This is a genomic window from uncultured Roseibium sp., from assembly GCF_963675095.2.
GTDB lineage: Bacteria > Pseudomonadota > Alphaproteobacteria > Rhizobiales > Stappiaceae > Roseibium.
Map to the genome: position 1 here is coordinate 22,946 of NZ_CAXXSJ010000051.1, position 13,710 is coordinate 36,655.

General features: G+C 61.2%; 13 protein-coding genes. All 13 read left to right on the forward strand.

The window, feature by feature from the left end; all coding sequences use genetic code 11:
* The first annotated feature begins 42 nt into the window (after positions 1–42).
* The 13 genes from ABIN98_RS19350 (at position 43) to ABIN98_RS19410 (ending at position 13,648) form a co-directional block, all read left to right on the forward strand.
* The gene (locus ABIN98_RS19350; RefSeq protein ID WP_346912189.1) at positions 43–1,260 is read left to right on the forward strand and encodes an NADH-quinone oxidoreductase subunit E; all 1,218 of its coding nucleotides are present in this window, start codon (positions 43–45) and stop codon (positions 1,258–1,260) included.
* 9 nt (positions 1,261–1,269) lie between these two features.
* The gene (gene nuoF, locus ABIN98_RS19355) at positions 1,270–2,568 is read left to right on the forward strand and encodes an NADH-quinone oxidoreductase subunit NuoF (RefSeq protein ID WP_346912190.1); all 1,299 of its coding nucleotides are present in this window, start codon (positions 1,270–1,272) and stop codon (positions 2,566–2,568) included.
* A gap of 4 nt (positions 2,569–2,572) precedes the next feature.
* The gene (locus tag ABIN98_RS19360; RefSeq protein ID WP_346912191.1) at positions 2,573–2,848 is read left to right on the forward strand and encodes a pentapeptide repeat-containing protein; all 276 of its coding nucleotides are present in this window, start codon (positions 2,573–2,575) and stop codon (positions 2,846–2,848) included.
* Positions 2,848–4,944, forward strand: coding sequence for an NADH-quinone oxidoreductase subunit NuoG (gene nuoG / locus ABIN98_RS19365; RefSeq protein WP_346912192.1), 2,097 nt, complete (start codon positions 2,848–2,850; stop codon positions 4,942–4,944). Before ABIN98_RS19360 ends, nuoG begins: the two co-directional genes overlap by 1 nt.
* A 16-nt stretch (positions 4,945–4,960) precedes the next feature.
* The gene (gene nuoH / locus ABIN98_RS19370; protein ID WP_346912193.1) at positions 4,961–6,010 is read left to right on the forward strand and encodes an NADH-quinone oxidoreductase subunit NuoH; all 1,050 of its coding nucleotides are present in this window, start codon (positions 4,961–4,963) and stop codon (positions 6,008–6,010) included.
* Between the two features lies 1 nt (position 6,011).
* Entirely contained in the window at positions 6,012–6,248 is a 237-nt protein-coding gene (locus ABIN98_RS19375; RefSeq protein WP_346912194.1) for a hypothetical protein, read from the forward strand.
* 23 nt (positions 6,249–6,271) lie between these two features.
* A complete protein-coding gene (gene nuoI, locus ABIN98_RS19380) occupies positions 6,272–6,760 on the forward strand; it encodes an NADH-quinone oxidoreductase subunit NuoI (protein ID WP_346912195.1) in 489 nt (162 codons plus the stop codon).
* 95 nt (positions 6,761–6,855) lie between these two features.
* Entirely contained in the window at positions 6,856–7,470 is a 615-nt protein-coding gene (locus ABIN98_RS19385) for an NADH-quinone oxidoreductase subunit J (protein ID WP_346912196.1), read from the forward strand.
* Positions 7,471–7,569: 99 nt separating this feature from the next.
* Positions 7,570–7,878 (forward strand): NADH-quinone oxidoreductase subunit NuoK, encoded by a 309-nt coding sequence (gene nuoK, locus ABIN98_RS19390; RefSeq protein WP_346896509.1) that lies wholly within the window; start codon positions 7,570–7,572, stop codon positions 7,876–7,878.
* A 6-nt stretch (positions 7,879–7,884) separates the two neighbouring features.
* Complete coding sequence (nuoL, locus tag ABIN98_RS19395; RefSeq protein ID WP_346912197.1) at positions 7,885–9,873, forward strand: NADH-quinone oxidoreductase subunit L; 1,989 nt, start codon at positions 7,885–7,887, stop codon at positions 9,871–9,873.
* Entirely contained in the window at positions 9,873–11,393 is a 1,521-nt protein-coding gene (locus ABIN98_RS19400) for an NADH-quinone oxidoreductase subunit M (protein WP_346912198.1), read from the forward strand. The genes nuoL and ABIN98_RS19400 overlap by 1 nt, the downstream gene beginning before the upstream one ends.
* A gap of 24 nt (positions 11,394–11,417) precedes the next feature.
* Positions 11,418–12,860: an NADH-quinone oxidoreductase subunit NuoN gene (gene nuoN, locus ABIN98_RS19405; RefSeq protein ID WP_346912199.1), complete on the forward strand. Its 1,443-nt coding sequence runs from the start codon at positions 11,418–11,420 to the stop codon at positions 12,858–12,860.
* The gene (locus ABIN98_RS19410) at positions 12,857–13,648 is read left to right on the forward strand and encodes a biotin--[acetyl-CoA-carboxylase] ligase (RefSeq protein WP_346912298.1); all 792 of its coding nucleotides are present in this window, start codon (positions 12,857–12,859) and stop codon (positions 13,646–13,648) included. The genes nuoN and ABIN98_RS19410 overlap by 4 nt, the downstream gene beginning before the upstream one ends.
* Positions 13,649–13,710: the final 62 nt, after the last annotated feature.

Here is a 13,710-nt window from a genome sequence, read left to right on the forward strand (position 1 = left end):
GCTTTCCGGCTGCGGTCAAGCGTATGAAACGGGGATAACACCATGGCGGTTCGCAGACTTGCCGCGGAACAACCTGAGAGCTTCGCATTCACCGAGAAGAACCTCGCGTGGGCGCAGAAGCTGATCGATCGCTATCCGGCGGGCCGTCAGGCCTCCGCTGTCATTCCGCTGTTGTGGCGTGCGCAGGAGCAGCACGACGGCTGGGTGTGCGAGCCGGCGATCCGCTACATCGCCGACATGCTCGGAATGCCGCATATCCGCGTGCTGGAAGTGGCGACCTTCTACACCATGTTCCAGCTTCAGCCGGTCGGCAAGAAGGCCCATATCCAGGTCTGCGGCACCACCCCGTGCCAGTTGCGCGGATCGGAAGACCTGATCAAGATCTGCCAGAGCCGTATTGCCAAGCACATGCATGAGATCTCCGAGGACGGCATGTTCTCCTGGGAGGAAGTCGAATGCCTCGGCGCCTGCGTGAATGCGCCGATGGTGCAGATCTTCAAGGATACCTACGAGGATCTGACGCCGGAAAGCTTCAACAAGCTGATCGACAACATTGCCGCCGGCAATAAAGTAACGCCAGGGCCGCAGAAAGGCCGCCGCTTTTCCATGCCTGAAGGCGGGCAGACGAGCCTCAAGGATATCAAGGACGACACCAAGGGCGCCGATCCGGTTGCCCATCTGGTCGATGGCTCGGAACCTGCTTCCCACGCCTTTGCAGGCGCTGCGATCAATGCGGGCGGCAACGATTTCGATGGCGTGCCGGTCCCGGCCGAACTGGCGGTTGCCAAGGTGAAGGCCGAATTCGCGGCGAAGTCCGCGCAGAAGGCCGATGCGCCCGCGCCGGCCAAGGAAGAAAAGCCCAAGGCTGCGCCTGCCAAGGCGGAAAAGCCGAAGGCCGCTGCCAAGAAGGCGGTGCCCGCGCTCGAAAAGCCGGCAGAACTGCCGCTTCTGGCAGCGGAAAAGGAACCCGAATTGCTGGAAGGCCCGAAGGGCGGCAATGCGGACGACCTGAAACAGCTGAAGGGTGTCGGCCCGAAGCTGGAAGGCACGCTCAACGAACTGGGTATCTACCATTTCGCCCAGATCGCTGCCTGGGGCCCCGAGGAAATCGCCTGGGTCGACGCCCGGCTGAAGTTCAAGGGCCGGATCGAGCGCGACGGCTGGATCGAACAGGCCAAGACCCTCGCATCCGGCGGGGAAACGGAATTCTCCAAGCGCGTGGCCGCCGGCGATGTGCCGTCGAGCAAAAGCGAAGAGTAGGGGGAAGAGATGCTGAAAGATCAGGATCGGATCTTCACCAATATCTACGGCCTTCATGACTGGGGTCTTGAAGGTGCGAAGAAGCGTGGCCAGTGGAACAACACCAAGGGCCTGCTCGATAAGGGCCGCGACTGGATCATCAACGAAATGAAGACCTCCGGTCTTCGCGGGCGCGGCGGGGCAGGTTTCCCGACCGGCTTGAAGTGGTCCTTCATGCCCAAGGAATCCGACGGTCGTCCGGCCTATCTGGTGGTCAACGCCGATGAATCGGAGCCCGGCACCTGCAAGGACCGCGAGATCCTGCGTCACGATCCGCATACGCTGGTCGAAGGCTGTCTCGTCGCCGGTTTCGCCATGGGCGCGATTGCTGCCTATATCTACGTGCGCGGCGAGTTCATCCGCGAGCGGGAGCGCCTGCAGGCGGCGATCGACCAGGCCTATGACGCCGGTCTGATCGGCAAGAACAACAAGAACGGCTACGATTTCGACATCTACGTTCACCACGGTGCAGGCGCCTATATCTGCGGCGAGGAAACGGCCCTGCTGGAGAGCCTGGAAGGCAAGAAGGGCCAGCCGCGCCTGAAGCCGCCGTTCCCGGCGAACGTCGGTCTCTACGGCTGCCCGACCACCGTGAACAACGTGGAATCCATTGCCGTTGCGCCAACCATCCTGCGCAGGGGCGGGGCCTGGTTTGCCGGTCTCGGCAATCCGAACAACACCGGCACCAAGCTGTTCTGCGTGTCCGGCCACGTCAATCAGCCGTGCACGGTGGAAGAGGAACTCGGCATTCCCTTCCGTGAGTTGATCGACAAGCATTGCGGCGGTATTCGCGGCGGCTGGGACAACCTGCTGGCCGTGATCCCGGGCGGTTCTTCCGTGCCCTGTCTGACGGCGGAGCAGTGCAAGGACACGCCGATGGATTTCGACACCCTGCGCAATTTGGGCTCCGGCCTTGGTACGGCGGCGGTGATCGTGATGGACAAGTCGACGGACATCATCAAGGCGATTGCCCGTCTGTCCTATTTCTACAAGCACGAAAGCTGCGGCCAGTGCACGCCGTGCCGGGAAGGCACCGGCTGGATGTGGCGGGTCATGGAACGCATGGTCAAGGGCAACGCGTCGCGCGAGGAAATCGATCTGCTGTTCAATGTGACCAAGCAGGTCGAAGGACACACGATCTGTGCGCTCGGCGATGCGGCAGCCTGGCCGATCCAGGGGCTCATCAAGAATTTCCGTCCGGTCATCGAACAGCGCATCGATGACTATGTCGCCAAGACAAAAACCCCGGCAATGGTCGCGGCGGAGTGAGGCGATGAACATCCATCAGGAAAAGCACTGTCTGAAAGCCACTGACTCGGATTTGTCGGGATCCGCGTTCCACGACGTGAATTTGTCCGGTTGCAGCTTTGATGACGTGAACCTTTCCGGTGGACGCTACGAAAACGTGAACATGGCCGGGATGCACATCACCAACGCCAATCTGGCAGGTGCATCCATCAGCCAAAGCCGTTTGGATGGCATGACCATCAATGGCATCGAAGTGACCGAACTGCTGGCCGCCCATACCGCGGCACAAGAGGCGAAGTGATGACAAAACTGATCATCGACGGCAATGAAGTGGACGTCCCTGCGGACTACACGCTCCTTCAGGCCTGTGAAGAGGCCGGGGCCGAGGTTCCGCGGTTTTGCTACCACGACCGGCTGTCGATCGCCGGCAACTGCCGCATGTGCCTGGTGGAAGTGAAGGGCGGACCGCCCAAGCCGACCGCGTCCTGCGCCATGTCGGTCAAGGATCTGCGTCCGGGACCGAACGGCGAGCCGCCGGTCGTCGAAACCAAAAGCCCGATGGTCAAGAAGGCCCGCGAAGGGGTGATGGAGTTCCTGCTCATCAACCACCCGCTGGACTGCCCGATCTGCGACCAGGGTGGCGAGTGCGACCTGCAGGACCAGGCCATGGCCTACGGGATCGATTCCTCGCGGTTCCACGAGAACAAGCGCGCGGTCGAAAACAAGCACCTCGGTCCGCTGGTCAAGACGATCATGACCCGCTGCATTCACTGCACGCGCTGCGTCCGCTTCACCACCGAAGTCTGCGGCGTCGCCGACATGGGCCTGATCGGCCGCGGCGAGGATGCGGAAATCACCACGTATCTGGAAGCGGCACTCTCGTCGGAAATGCAGGGCAACGTCGTTGATCTCTGCCCGGTCGGCGCGCTGACCTCCAAGCCCTATGCCTTCCACGCCCGTCCCTGGGAACTGGTGAAGACTGAAAGCATCGACGTGATGGATGCGGTCGGATCCGCGATCCGGGTCGATACTCGGGGCAAGGAAGTCATGCGCATCATGCCACGTCTCAACGAGGCGGTGAACGAGGAGTGGATCTCCGACAAGACCCGCTACATCTGGGATGGCCTCAAGACCCAGCGTCTCGACCGGCCCTATGCCCGCAAGGACGGCAAGCTGCAGCCGGTTTCCTGGTCGGAAGCGTTCCAGGCAATTGCCGACAAGGTCAGCGCCTCCGACGGCGCGAAGATCGGCGCGGTTGCCGGCGACATGGCGAGTGTCGAGGAAATGTTCGCTCTGAAGGAGCTGATGTCCTCGCTCGGGTCGACCAACATCGACTGCCGTCAGGACGGGGCCGCGCTCGATCCGGCCAAGGGTCGTGCAAGCTACATCTTCAATTCCACCATCGAAGGCATCGAGGATGCGGATGCGGTGCTGATCATCGGCGCCAACCCGCGGCTGGAAGCACCGGTGCTGAACGCACGGATCCGCAAGCGCTGGCGTCAGGGCGACCTCCCGGTCGGCGTTGTCGGCGAGGCGGCGGATCTCACCTATGCGACCACCTATCTCGGTGCCGGCCCGGAAACGCTGGCCGATCTGGTGGCCGGCAAGAACAGCTTTGCCGATGTGCTGAAGGCTGCCAAAAAGCCGTTGATCATCGTCGGCCAGGGCGCTCTGGCACGGGTTGATGGCGTGTCGGTTCTGGCCAATGCCGCCAAGCTTGCTGAAAGCGTTGGTGCGGTCAGCGGCGACTGGAACGGTTTCAGCGTTCTCCACACCGCAGCCTCCCGCGTCGGTGGCCTCGACATTGGCTTCGTGCCGAATGACGGCGGCATGAGCATCACGGCCATGCAGGACGCGGCATCGAAGGGCAAGCTGGACGTTCTGTTCCTGCTCGGCGCGGACGAGATGGACATGTCCGCCTTTGGTGACGCCTTCGTGGTCTATATCGGCACCCACGGTGACCGCGGCGCACATCGCGCCGACGTGATCCTGCCGGGCGCCGCCTATACGGAAAAGTCCGGCATCTACGTCAACACGGAAGGCCGGGTGCAACTGGGCGACCGGGCGGGCTTTCCTCCGGGTGAGGCCCGTGAGGACTGGGCGATCCTGCGCGCACTGTCTGCCGTTCTCGGCAAGACGCTGCCGTTCGACACGCTCGGCGCGTTGCGTGCGCTTCTCGGCGAAGCCTATCCGCACATGCTCGAGATCGACGGCATCAAGCCGGGCGAGGCGGGCGAAGTCGCAGCCCTTGCCAAGGGCGCGGGCAAGATGGAGGCCGCCGGCTTTGCCAATGCGGTCACCGAGTTTTACCTGACAAACCCGATCGCTCGGGCCTCGGCGGTGATGGCGGAATGTTCCGCGCTCGCCAAGGCGCGGACGGCGGAAGCAGCGGAATAAGGGGCAGGGGACAGACATGTCGGATTTCATGACGACCTACGGCATCCCGTTTCTCTGGATGGTGTTCCAGAGCGTGCTGCTGCTTGTCGTGCTTTTGGTGATCGTCGCCTACGTCCTTTACGCGGACCGCAAGATCTGGGCGGCCGTCCAGATCCGCCGTGGCCCGAACGTGGTCGGGCCCTGGGGGCTGTTCCAGAGTTTCGCCGACCTTTTGAAGTTCGTCCTGAAGGAGCCGGTCATTCCGTCGGGTTCCAACAAGATCCTGTTCCTGCTGGCACCGCTGATTTCGGTGATGCTGGCGCTGGCAGCCTGGGCGGTGATCCCGGTCGCCGACGGCTGGGTGATCGCCAACATCAATGTGGGCGTGCTGTTCGTCTTCGCGGTGTCCTCGCTCGAGGTTTACGGCATCATCATGGGCGGTTGGGCGTCCAACTCGAAATATCCGTTCCTGTCGGCCCTGCGCTCCGCGGCCCAGATGGTGTCCTACGAGGTCTCCATCGGCTTCGTGATCGTGACGGTTCTGCTTTGCGCGGGGTCGCTGAACCTGACGGAAATCGTCCTGTCGCAGCAAACGGGCCTCGCCACGATGCTGGGCGTGCCGTGGCTGTCGTTCCTGAACTGGTACTGGTTGCCGCTGTTCCCGATGTTCGTGGTGTTCTTCATCTCCGCGCTTGCGGAAACGAACCGGCCGCCGTTCGATCTGGCGGAAGCGGAATCGGAACTGGTCGCGGGCTTCATGGTGGAATACGGCTCCACGCCGTACATGATGTTCATGCTCGGCGAATATGTCGCCATCTGCCTGATGTGCGCCCTGATGACGATCTTCTTCATGGGCGGATGGCTGCCGCCTTTGGATTTCGCACCGTTCACCTGGGTGCCGGGCATCATCTGGTTCATTTTGAAGTGTCTGCTGGGCTTCTTCATGTTCGCCATGGTGAAGGCCATGGTGCCGCGCTACCGCTACGACCAGCTCATGCGTCTCGGCTGGAAAGTGTTCCTGCCGATGTCACTGTTCATGGTGGTTGTCGTGGCCGGTGTGCTGATGGCCATGGGATGGGCGCCGTAAGGTGAGTATTTCGGTCGCCGGGCTGATCGGAGCCGCCATTGGTCTTTACCTCGGCTGGCTCGACTGGAAGATCCTGAAAGGGGTGATCCAGGCGGCTGAAATGAAAAACAGGCAAGGGGGCGGCGACGGCGGGTTCGCCGCGAAGTTCAAGACGCCCCTGAGCTGGATCGTATTTTTGGTTCCGGTGATCGGGTTTCCGATAATCGGGTACTGGGCCGGTTTAGGACTGACCGGCTGAGACACAAGGGAAGGCAACAGGCGATGGGACTTGATCAGGCCGCCAAATCGCTGTTCTTGAAGGAATTCGTATCGGCGTTTTTTCTCGCCATGCGCTATTTCTTCAAGCCGAAGCCGACGGTGAACTATCCCTTCGAAAAGGGACCGGTGAGCCCGCGCTTCCGTGGCGAGCATGCTCTGCGCCGTTATCCGAACGGCGAGGAGCGGTGTATTGCCTGCAAGCTGTGCGAGGCGATCTGCCCGGCTCAGGCAATCACGATCGAGGCCGGACCGCGCCGCAACGACGGCACGCGCCGGACCACACGCTACGACATCGACATGGTGAAATGCATCTACTGCGGCTTCTGCCAGGAAGCCTGCCCGGTGGATGCCATCGTCGAAGGGCCGAACTTCGAATTCGCCACGGAAACCCGTGAGGAGCTCTACTACTCGAAAGAGAAGCTGCTCGCGAACGGGGACCGCTGGGAGCGGGAGATCGCCCGCAACATCGATATGGATGCTCCCTACCGTTAGGAGCTGAACGTAATCAGGGGCTTATCCGGCAATCCGGCCGGTTAAGCCTCAAAAAAGGGGGCCGGGTTCCGGCCAGAGGACAGGCAGGTCTAGAAATGATCCTGAACGCGCTCTTTTTCTACTTGTTCGCCGGGGTGACGGTGGCATCCGCCTTCATGGTGATTGCCTCGCGCAATCCGGTGAGTTCGGTGCTGTTCCTCATCCTTGCGTTCTGTAATTCCGCCGGGCTGTTCGTGATGCTGGGGGCGGAATATCTGGCCATGCTGCTGGTCGTCGTCTACGTCGGCGCGGTCGCGGTGCTGTTCCTGTTCGTGGTGATGATGCTCGATGTGGATTTCGTCGAATTGCGTCAGGGCTTTCTGCAGTACCTGCCGATCGGCGGTCTTGTCGGACTGGTGCTCCTGATCGAACTTCTGCTCGGTCTCGGCGCCTGGGTGATTTCGCCTGAAATCGCCGGCCATGGCGCTGAGCCGATGCCGTCGCTCAATGATGTCTCGAACATCCAGGCGATCGGCGATGTACTCTACACGAAATACGTCTTCTTCTTCCAGGTGGCCGGACTGGTGCTGCTGGTGGCCATGATCGGCGCCATCGTGCTGACGCTGCGCCACAAGGAAAACGTCAAACGCCAGGACATCTCCAAGCAGGTCGCCCGTAACAAGGCAACCGCGATCGAGATCCACAAGGTGGAGTCCGGCAAGGGTATTTAACGCGCTTTCGCAGCGTGTATTCGATGATCCGGACAGTGGTGAAGCACTCCGCACCACAGTCCGGTTGGATTAAACGAGGGGGAGCACGGCGAGGCGCCCATGGAAATCGGTCTGTCGCATTATCTCACGGTCGCGGCGATCCTGTTCACGATCGGGATCTTCGGAATCTTCCTGAACCGGAAGAACGTGATTGTCATCTTGATGTCCATCGAGCTCCTGCTCCTGGCCGTCAACATCAACTTCGTCGCTTTCTCGAGCTTCCTCGGGGACATGATGGGGCAGATCTTCACCATGCTGGTTCTGACGGTCGCCGCCGCCGAAGCCGCCATCGGGTTGGCCATCCTGGTGGTGTTCCACCGCAACCGCGGCTCGATTGCCGTGGAAGACATCAACGTGATGAAAGGCTAGGGGCGAATGTACTCTGCAATTGTCTTCCTGCCCCTGATCGGGTTCCTGATCGCCGGACTGTTCGGCAAGGCGATCGGTGCCAAGGCGAGCGAATACGTCACCAGCGGTCTGGTGATCCTATCGGCTCTCATGTCCTGGTATGCCTTCTTTACGGTCGGATACGGCGAAACCGCGCTCTACCAGATCCAGATCATGCGCTGGATTACGGCAGGCGCGCTGGACGTGACCTGGTCGATCCGGGTCGACACGCTGACCGTGGTCATGCTGGTGGTGGTGAACTCGGTGTCCGCGCTCGTGCATGTCTATTCCATCGGCTACATGCACCACGATCCACACCGTCCGCGGTTCTTCGCCTACCTGTCGCTGTTCACCTTCGCCATGCTGTCGCTGGTGACTTCCGACAACCTGCTGCAGATGTTCTTCGGCTGGGAAGGCGTGGGCCTTGCCTCCTATCTGCTGATCGGTTTCTGGTACCAGAAGCCGTCGGCCAATGCGGCCGCGATGAAGGCTTTCGTCGTCAACCGCGTCGGCGATTTCGGTTTCGCGCTCGGCATCTTCGGTGTCTTCTACCTGTTCAACAGCATCGACTTGTCGACGGTCTTCGCAAATGCGCCCGCCCTGGCGGGCGAACACGCCGAGGTGATGACGTTCCTCGGCTATCAGCTCGACCCGCATGGGGCGCTGACTGTTGTCTGCCTGCTGCTCTTCATGGGCGCCATGGGCAAGTCCGCGCAGTTCCTGCTGCACACCTGGTTGCCGGACGCCATGGAAGGCCCGACGCCGGTTTCTGCGCTCATTCACGCAGCGACCATGGTGACCGCCGGCGTGTTCATGGTTGCGCGCCTGTCGCCGCTGTTTGAGCTGTCCCATACGGCGCTGACCGTCGTGACCTTCTTCGGCGCCACCACCGCCTTCTTCGCGGCAACGGTTGGTCTCGTCCAGAACGACATCAAGCGGGTGATCGCCTATTCGACCTGTTCGCAGCTCGGTTACATGTTCGTGGCGCTCGGCGTCGGGGCCTATGGTGTCGGCATCTTCCACCTGTTCACTCACGCCTTCTTCAAGGCGCTGCTGTTCCTGTGCGCCGGTTCGGTGATCCACGCGGTTTCCGACGAACAGGACATGCGCAAGATGGGTGGCCTCCGGAAGCACATTCCGTTCACCTACTGGACGATGATGATTGGCACGCTCGCCCTGACCGGGGTTGGCCTGCCGCTCACCTCGATCGGTTTTGCCGGCTTCATCTCCAAGGACGCGATCATCGAGGCCGCTTATGCAGGGCATAACGACTTCGCACTCTACGGTTTCTGGCTGACGGTCGCAGCCGCCGCGCTGACGTCGTTCTACTCCTGGCGCCTGACCTTCATGACCTTCCACGGCAAGCCGCGCGCGCCGGTCGACGTCATGAGCCATGTCCATGAATCGCCTTGGGTGATGCTGGTGCCGCTGCTTCTGCTGTCGGTCGGGGCCGCTCTTGCCGGCATGGTGTTCAAGGGGGCGTTCATTGGTCATGCGTTCGAGGAGTTCTGGAAAGGCGCTATCTTCCTCGGTCCGGACAACCACATCATGCATGCCATGCATGAAGTTCCGACCTGGGTGAAGGTATCGCCCTTCGTCATGATGGTTGGCGGGTTCCTGGTGGCCTACCAATTCTACATTCGCTCGCCGGAGTCGCCGAAGAGGCTGGCGGAACGGCATGCCGGCCTCTACCAGTTCCTGCTCAACAAGTGGTACTTCGACGAACTCTATGACTTCCTGTTCGTGAAGCCTGCCTTGTGGATCGGCCGCAAGCTCTGGAAGAAGGGTGACGGGACGATCATCGACGGCTTCGGTCCCAATGGCGTTGCCGCCCGCGTCCAGAACGTGACCACCTGGGTGGTCAAGCTGCAGACCGGATATCTCTACCACTATGCCTTTGCGATGCTGATCGGGGTGGCTGCCCTGATCACCTGGTCGATGTTCACCGGTGTGGGCACCGGTGGGGGAGCTCACTGATGAACGATTGGCCAATTCTTACGACCACGACGTTTCTGCCTCTGGCAGGTGTCCTGGCGATTCTCCTGGTGCCGGGAGACGATGAGGGCGGCAAGAAGAACATCCGTGGCGTGGCTCTCGTCACGACGCTGTTCACCTTCGCCCTGTCGCTGTTCATCTGGGGCAGCTTCGACTATCAGAATCCCGGTTTCCAGATGGTGGAAACCAGCGACTGGCTCGGCGGCAAGATCAACTACAAGATGGGTGTCGACGGCATTTCCATCCTGTTCGTGATCCTGACCACGTTCCTGATGCCGTTCTGTATTCTCGCCTCCTGGGAGAGTGTGCAGAAGCGGGTGAAGGAATACATGATCGCCTTCCTCGTCTTGGAAACCCTGATGATCGGCGTGTTCTGCTCGCTCGATCTGGTGGTGTTCTACGTCTTCTTCGAAGCGGGCCTCATTCCGATGTTCCTGATCATCGGGGTCTGGGGCGGTGCGCGGCGCGTTTATGCGTCCTACAAGTTCTTCCTCTACACGCTGCTCGGCTCGGTTCTCATGCTGATCGCCATCATGGCGATGTACTGGCAGGCAGGCACGACGGATATTGTCGAGCTCCTGAACCATCCGTTCCCGGTGGAAATGCAGGGCTGGCTGTGGTTCGCCTTCTTCGCCAGCTTCGCAGTGAAGATGCCGATGTGGCCGGTGCATACCTGGTTGCCGGATGCGCACGTGGAAGCGCCGACCGCGGGCTCGGTCATTCTGGCCGGTATTCTCCTGAAGCTCGGCGGGTATGGCTTCCTGCGGTTCTCGTTGCCGATGTTCCCGGTCGCGTCCGACATGTTCGCGCCGTTCATCTTCACCCTGTCCGTGGTCGCGATCATCTACACATCGCTGGTCGCGCTCGCCCAGGAAGACATCAAGAAACTGATCGCCTATTCGTCCGTGGCGCACATGGGCTACGTCACCATGGGCATCTTCACCATGACGCCCCAGGGCGTGCAGGGCGGTATCTTCCAGATGCTGTCGCACGGCATCGTTTCCGGTGCGCTGTTCCTGTGCGTCGGCGTGATCTACGACCGGATGCATACCCGCGAGATTTCCGCCTATGGCGGGCTGGTCAACCGGATGCCGAAATACGCGGTCGCGTTCCTGATCTTCACCATGGCCAATGTCGGGCTGCCGGGAACCTCCGGGTTCGTGGGTGAGATCCTGACGCTGATGGGTGCGTTCCAGGTGAACACCTGGGTGGCGTTCTTCGCGACCACCGGCGTGATCCTTTCGGCAGCCTATGCGCTTTATCTCTACCGCCGCGTCGTCTTCGGCGCGCTGGAGAAGGAAAGCCTGAAATCGATCCTAGACCTGTCCCTTCGGGAAAAGGCCATCCTGGTCCCGATGATCGTGCTGACGATTTTCTTCGGGTTCTATCCTATGGCGATCCTCGACGTGACCCAGGGCGCGGTCGACAATTTGATCAACTCCTATCACGCAGCGCTTGAGGCGGCTGGCCAGGTCCAGCAAGCCGCAGCAGCCGCGCATTAACGTTCCGAAGGCGAGAGACGAGACATGTCGGAAATGACCCATTTGCCAGATCTCCTCCCGGTCCTGCCGGAGATCTTCCTGGCTATCGGCGCGATGGTCTTGTTGATGATCGGTGCCTTTGGCGGACCGAGGATCAGCTTCCTGGTCAACGGCATGTCCATGGGACTGATCGCGGCGACCGCGCTGTTCGTGCTGCCGTTCGGAGCGAAGATGGGCGAAACCTTCGGCGGCGCCTTCGTGCTCGACGACTTCGCCTATTTCATGAAGCTCCTGGTGCTGATCGGATCGTTCTTCGCCATCGCCATGTCCTGGGCCTATGCGAAATCCCAGTCGTTCGACCGGTTCGAGTATCCGATCCTGATCCTGCTGGCGACGCTTGGCATGCTGTTGATGCTGTCGGCCAACGACATGATCTCGCTCTACCTGGGCCTGGAACTGCAGAGCCTGTCACTTTACGTGATCGCGGCGATCAACCGGGACTCGGTACGCTCGACGGAAGCTGGCCTGAAGTATTTCGTCCTCGGGGCGTTGTCGTCCGGCATGCTGCTCTACGGCATGTCGCTGACCTACGGCTTCACCGGCCACACCGGCTTTGCCGAGATTTCCGAAGTGCTTGCCCATCAGGGGGCATCCATCGGCCTGATCTTCGGCTTGGTGTTCATTCTCGCCGGTCTGGCCTTCAAGATTTCCGCCGTGCCGTTCCACATGTGGACGCCGGACGTCTATGAAGGGGCGCCGACGCCCGTGACCGCCTTCCTGGCAGCCGCGCCGAAGGTCGCCGCCATGGGCATGCTGGTGCGCATCGTCATCGACGCCTTCCAGCCGGTTACAACCGATTGGCAGCAGGTGATCGTGTTCGTGTCGATTGCTTCCATGGCGCTCGGCTCTTTCGCAGCGATCGGCCAGACCAACATCAAGCGCCTGATGGCTTATTCCTCGATCGGCCACATGGGCTACGCGCTGGTCGGGCTTGCGGCCGGCACGCAGACCGGTGTCGTCGGCGTGATCTTCTACATGACCGCCTACCTGGCCATGACCCTCGGCGTGTTCGCCTGCATCCTGTCCATGCGCCGCAAGGACGGCATGGTGGAAGACATCAACGAGCTTGCCGGCCTGTCGCGCACCAACCTGCCGATGGCGATCCTGCTCGCAGTCCTGATGTGGTCGCTTGCGGGTATTCCGCCGTTCGTCGGCTTCTTCGGCAAGTGGTTCGTGTTCTCCGCAGCGGTCGAAGCAGGGCTTTATCCGCTGGCGGTGATCGGTGTCCTGATGTCGGTCGTCGGCGCCTATTATTACCTGCGGGTGATCAAGGTGATGTTCTTCGACGAGCCTGCGGAAGCCTTCGAGGCCATGCCGGTTGAGTTGCGTTTCGTGCTCGGCCTGTCCGGCGTGTTCGTGATCTTCTTCGTGGTTCTGCCGGGTCCGATCGTCCAGGCTGCAACAGTGGCCGCGGGATCGCTCTTCTGACCGGCGGTCATTCATCTGACGAAACCGGAAACCCGGCGTGCTCCGCGCCGGGTCTTCGTTTTGAACATCACGATACGGTCGGGTCGACCAACACACTTGCTTTTGAACGAGCCCGGTCCGGGGATCCAGGCCGGCTCTGGATTACGGCCGGAGAGCAGACGCAGGGCAGGGGGCGCCTCGGTCGCGACTGGGCATCGCCGCGCGGCAATCTCTTTGCCAGTCATCTGCTGATCGATCCGGGGCCTGTTAAACGTCTCGGCGAACTGCCACTGCTGGCGGCCGTAGCGCTCGCCGAAGCGGTGGACCAGGAAACCGGCGCGTATCATTTGGCCAAACTCAAGTGGCCGAACGATCTGCTGATCGAAGGTGCCAAGCTTTCCGGGATCCTGCTGGAGGCGGAGACCCTCGCAGACAAACGTCTGGCAGTCGTGCTCGGCTTCGGGGTGAATTGCGTCTCCCATCCGGAGCTGTCGCTTTATCCCAGCATCGACCTGACCGCGCTCGGGTACCGGGTGACAGCCGAGGGGTTGTTGGCCCATCTGAGCGCCCGACTTGCGCATTGGCTTGAAAACTGGCAGAAGGCGGACGGTTTTCTACAGGTGCGCGCGGAGTGGCTCGCGAGGGCTGCCCATCTCGGTCAGAAGATAACCGTGCGCAACGCATCCGATGAAATTTCGGGAACCTTCCTGGATCTTAATTCCCAGGGGCATCTGGTCCTCAGGCTTGATAGCGGTGAACCAAGGACCATCTACGCTGGGGACGTCTTTTTGCCGGGCTTGAAGCCCTGAATTCGGGATTCTGAGTTCAGATCCCTGAATTTTCGGGGCTCGTTCGGCATCTCACACAACCG

Bases quoted from the DNA above. Each gene is read 5' to 3' on its own strand.
- ABIN98_RS19350 (WP_346912189.1), top strand. From the start codon at position 43: ATGGCGGTTCGCAGACTTGCCGCGGAACAACCTGAGAGCTTCGCATTC.
- nuoF (WP_346912190.1), top strand. From the start codon at position 1,270: ATGCTGAAAGATCAGGATCGGATCTTCACCAATATCTACGGCCTTCAT.
- ABIN98_RS19360 (WP_346912191.1), top strand. From the start codon at position 2,573: ATGAACATCCATCAGGAAAAGCACTGTCTGAAAGCCACTGACTCGGAT.
- nuoG (WP_346912192.1), top strand. From the start codon at position 2,848: ATGACAAAACTGATCATCGACGGCAATGAAGTGGACGTCCCTGCGGAC.
- nuoH (WP_346912193.1), top strand. From the start codon at position 4,961: ATGTCGGATTTCATGACGACCTACGGCATCCCGTTTCTCTGGATGGTG.
- nuoI (WP_346912195.1), top strand. From the start codon at position 6,272: ATGGGACTTGATCAGGCCGCCAAATCGCTGTTCTTGAAGGAATTCGTA.
- ABIN98_RS19385 (WP_346912196.1), top strand. From the start codon at position 6,856: ATGATCCTGAACGCGCTCTTTTTCTACTTGTTCGCCGGGGTGACGGTG.
- nuoK (WP_346896509.1), top strand. From the start codon at position 7,570: ATGGAAATCGGTCTGTCGCATTATCTCACGGTCGCGGCGATCCTGTTC.
- nuoL (WP_346912197.1), top strand. From the start codon at position 7,885: ATGTACTCTGCAATTGTCTTCCTGCCCCTGATCGGGTTCCTGATCGCC.
- ABIN98_RS19400 (WP_346912198.1), top strand. From the start codon at position 9,873: ATGAACGATTGGCCAATTCTTACGACCACGACGTTTCTGCCTCTGGCA.
- nuoN (WP_346912199.1), top strand. From the start codon at position 11,418: ATGTCGGAAATGACCCATTTGCCAGATCTCCTCCCGGTCCTGCCGGAG.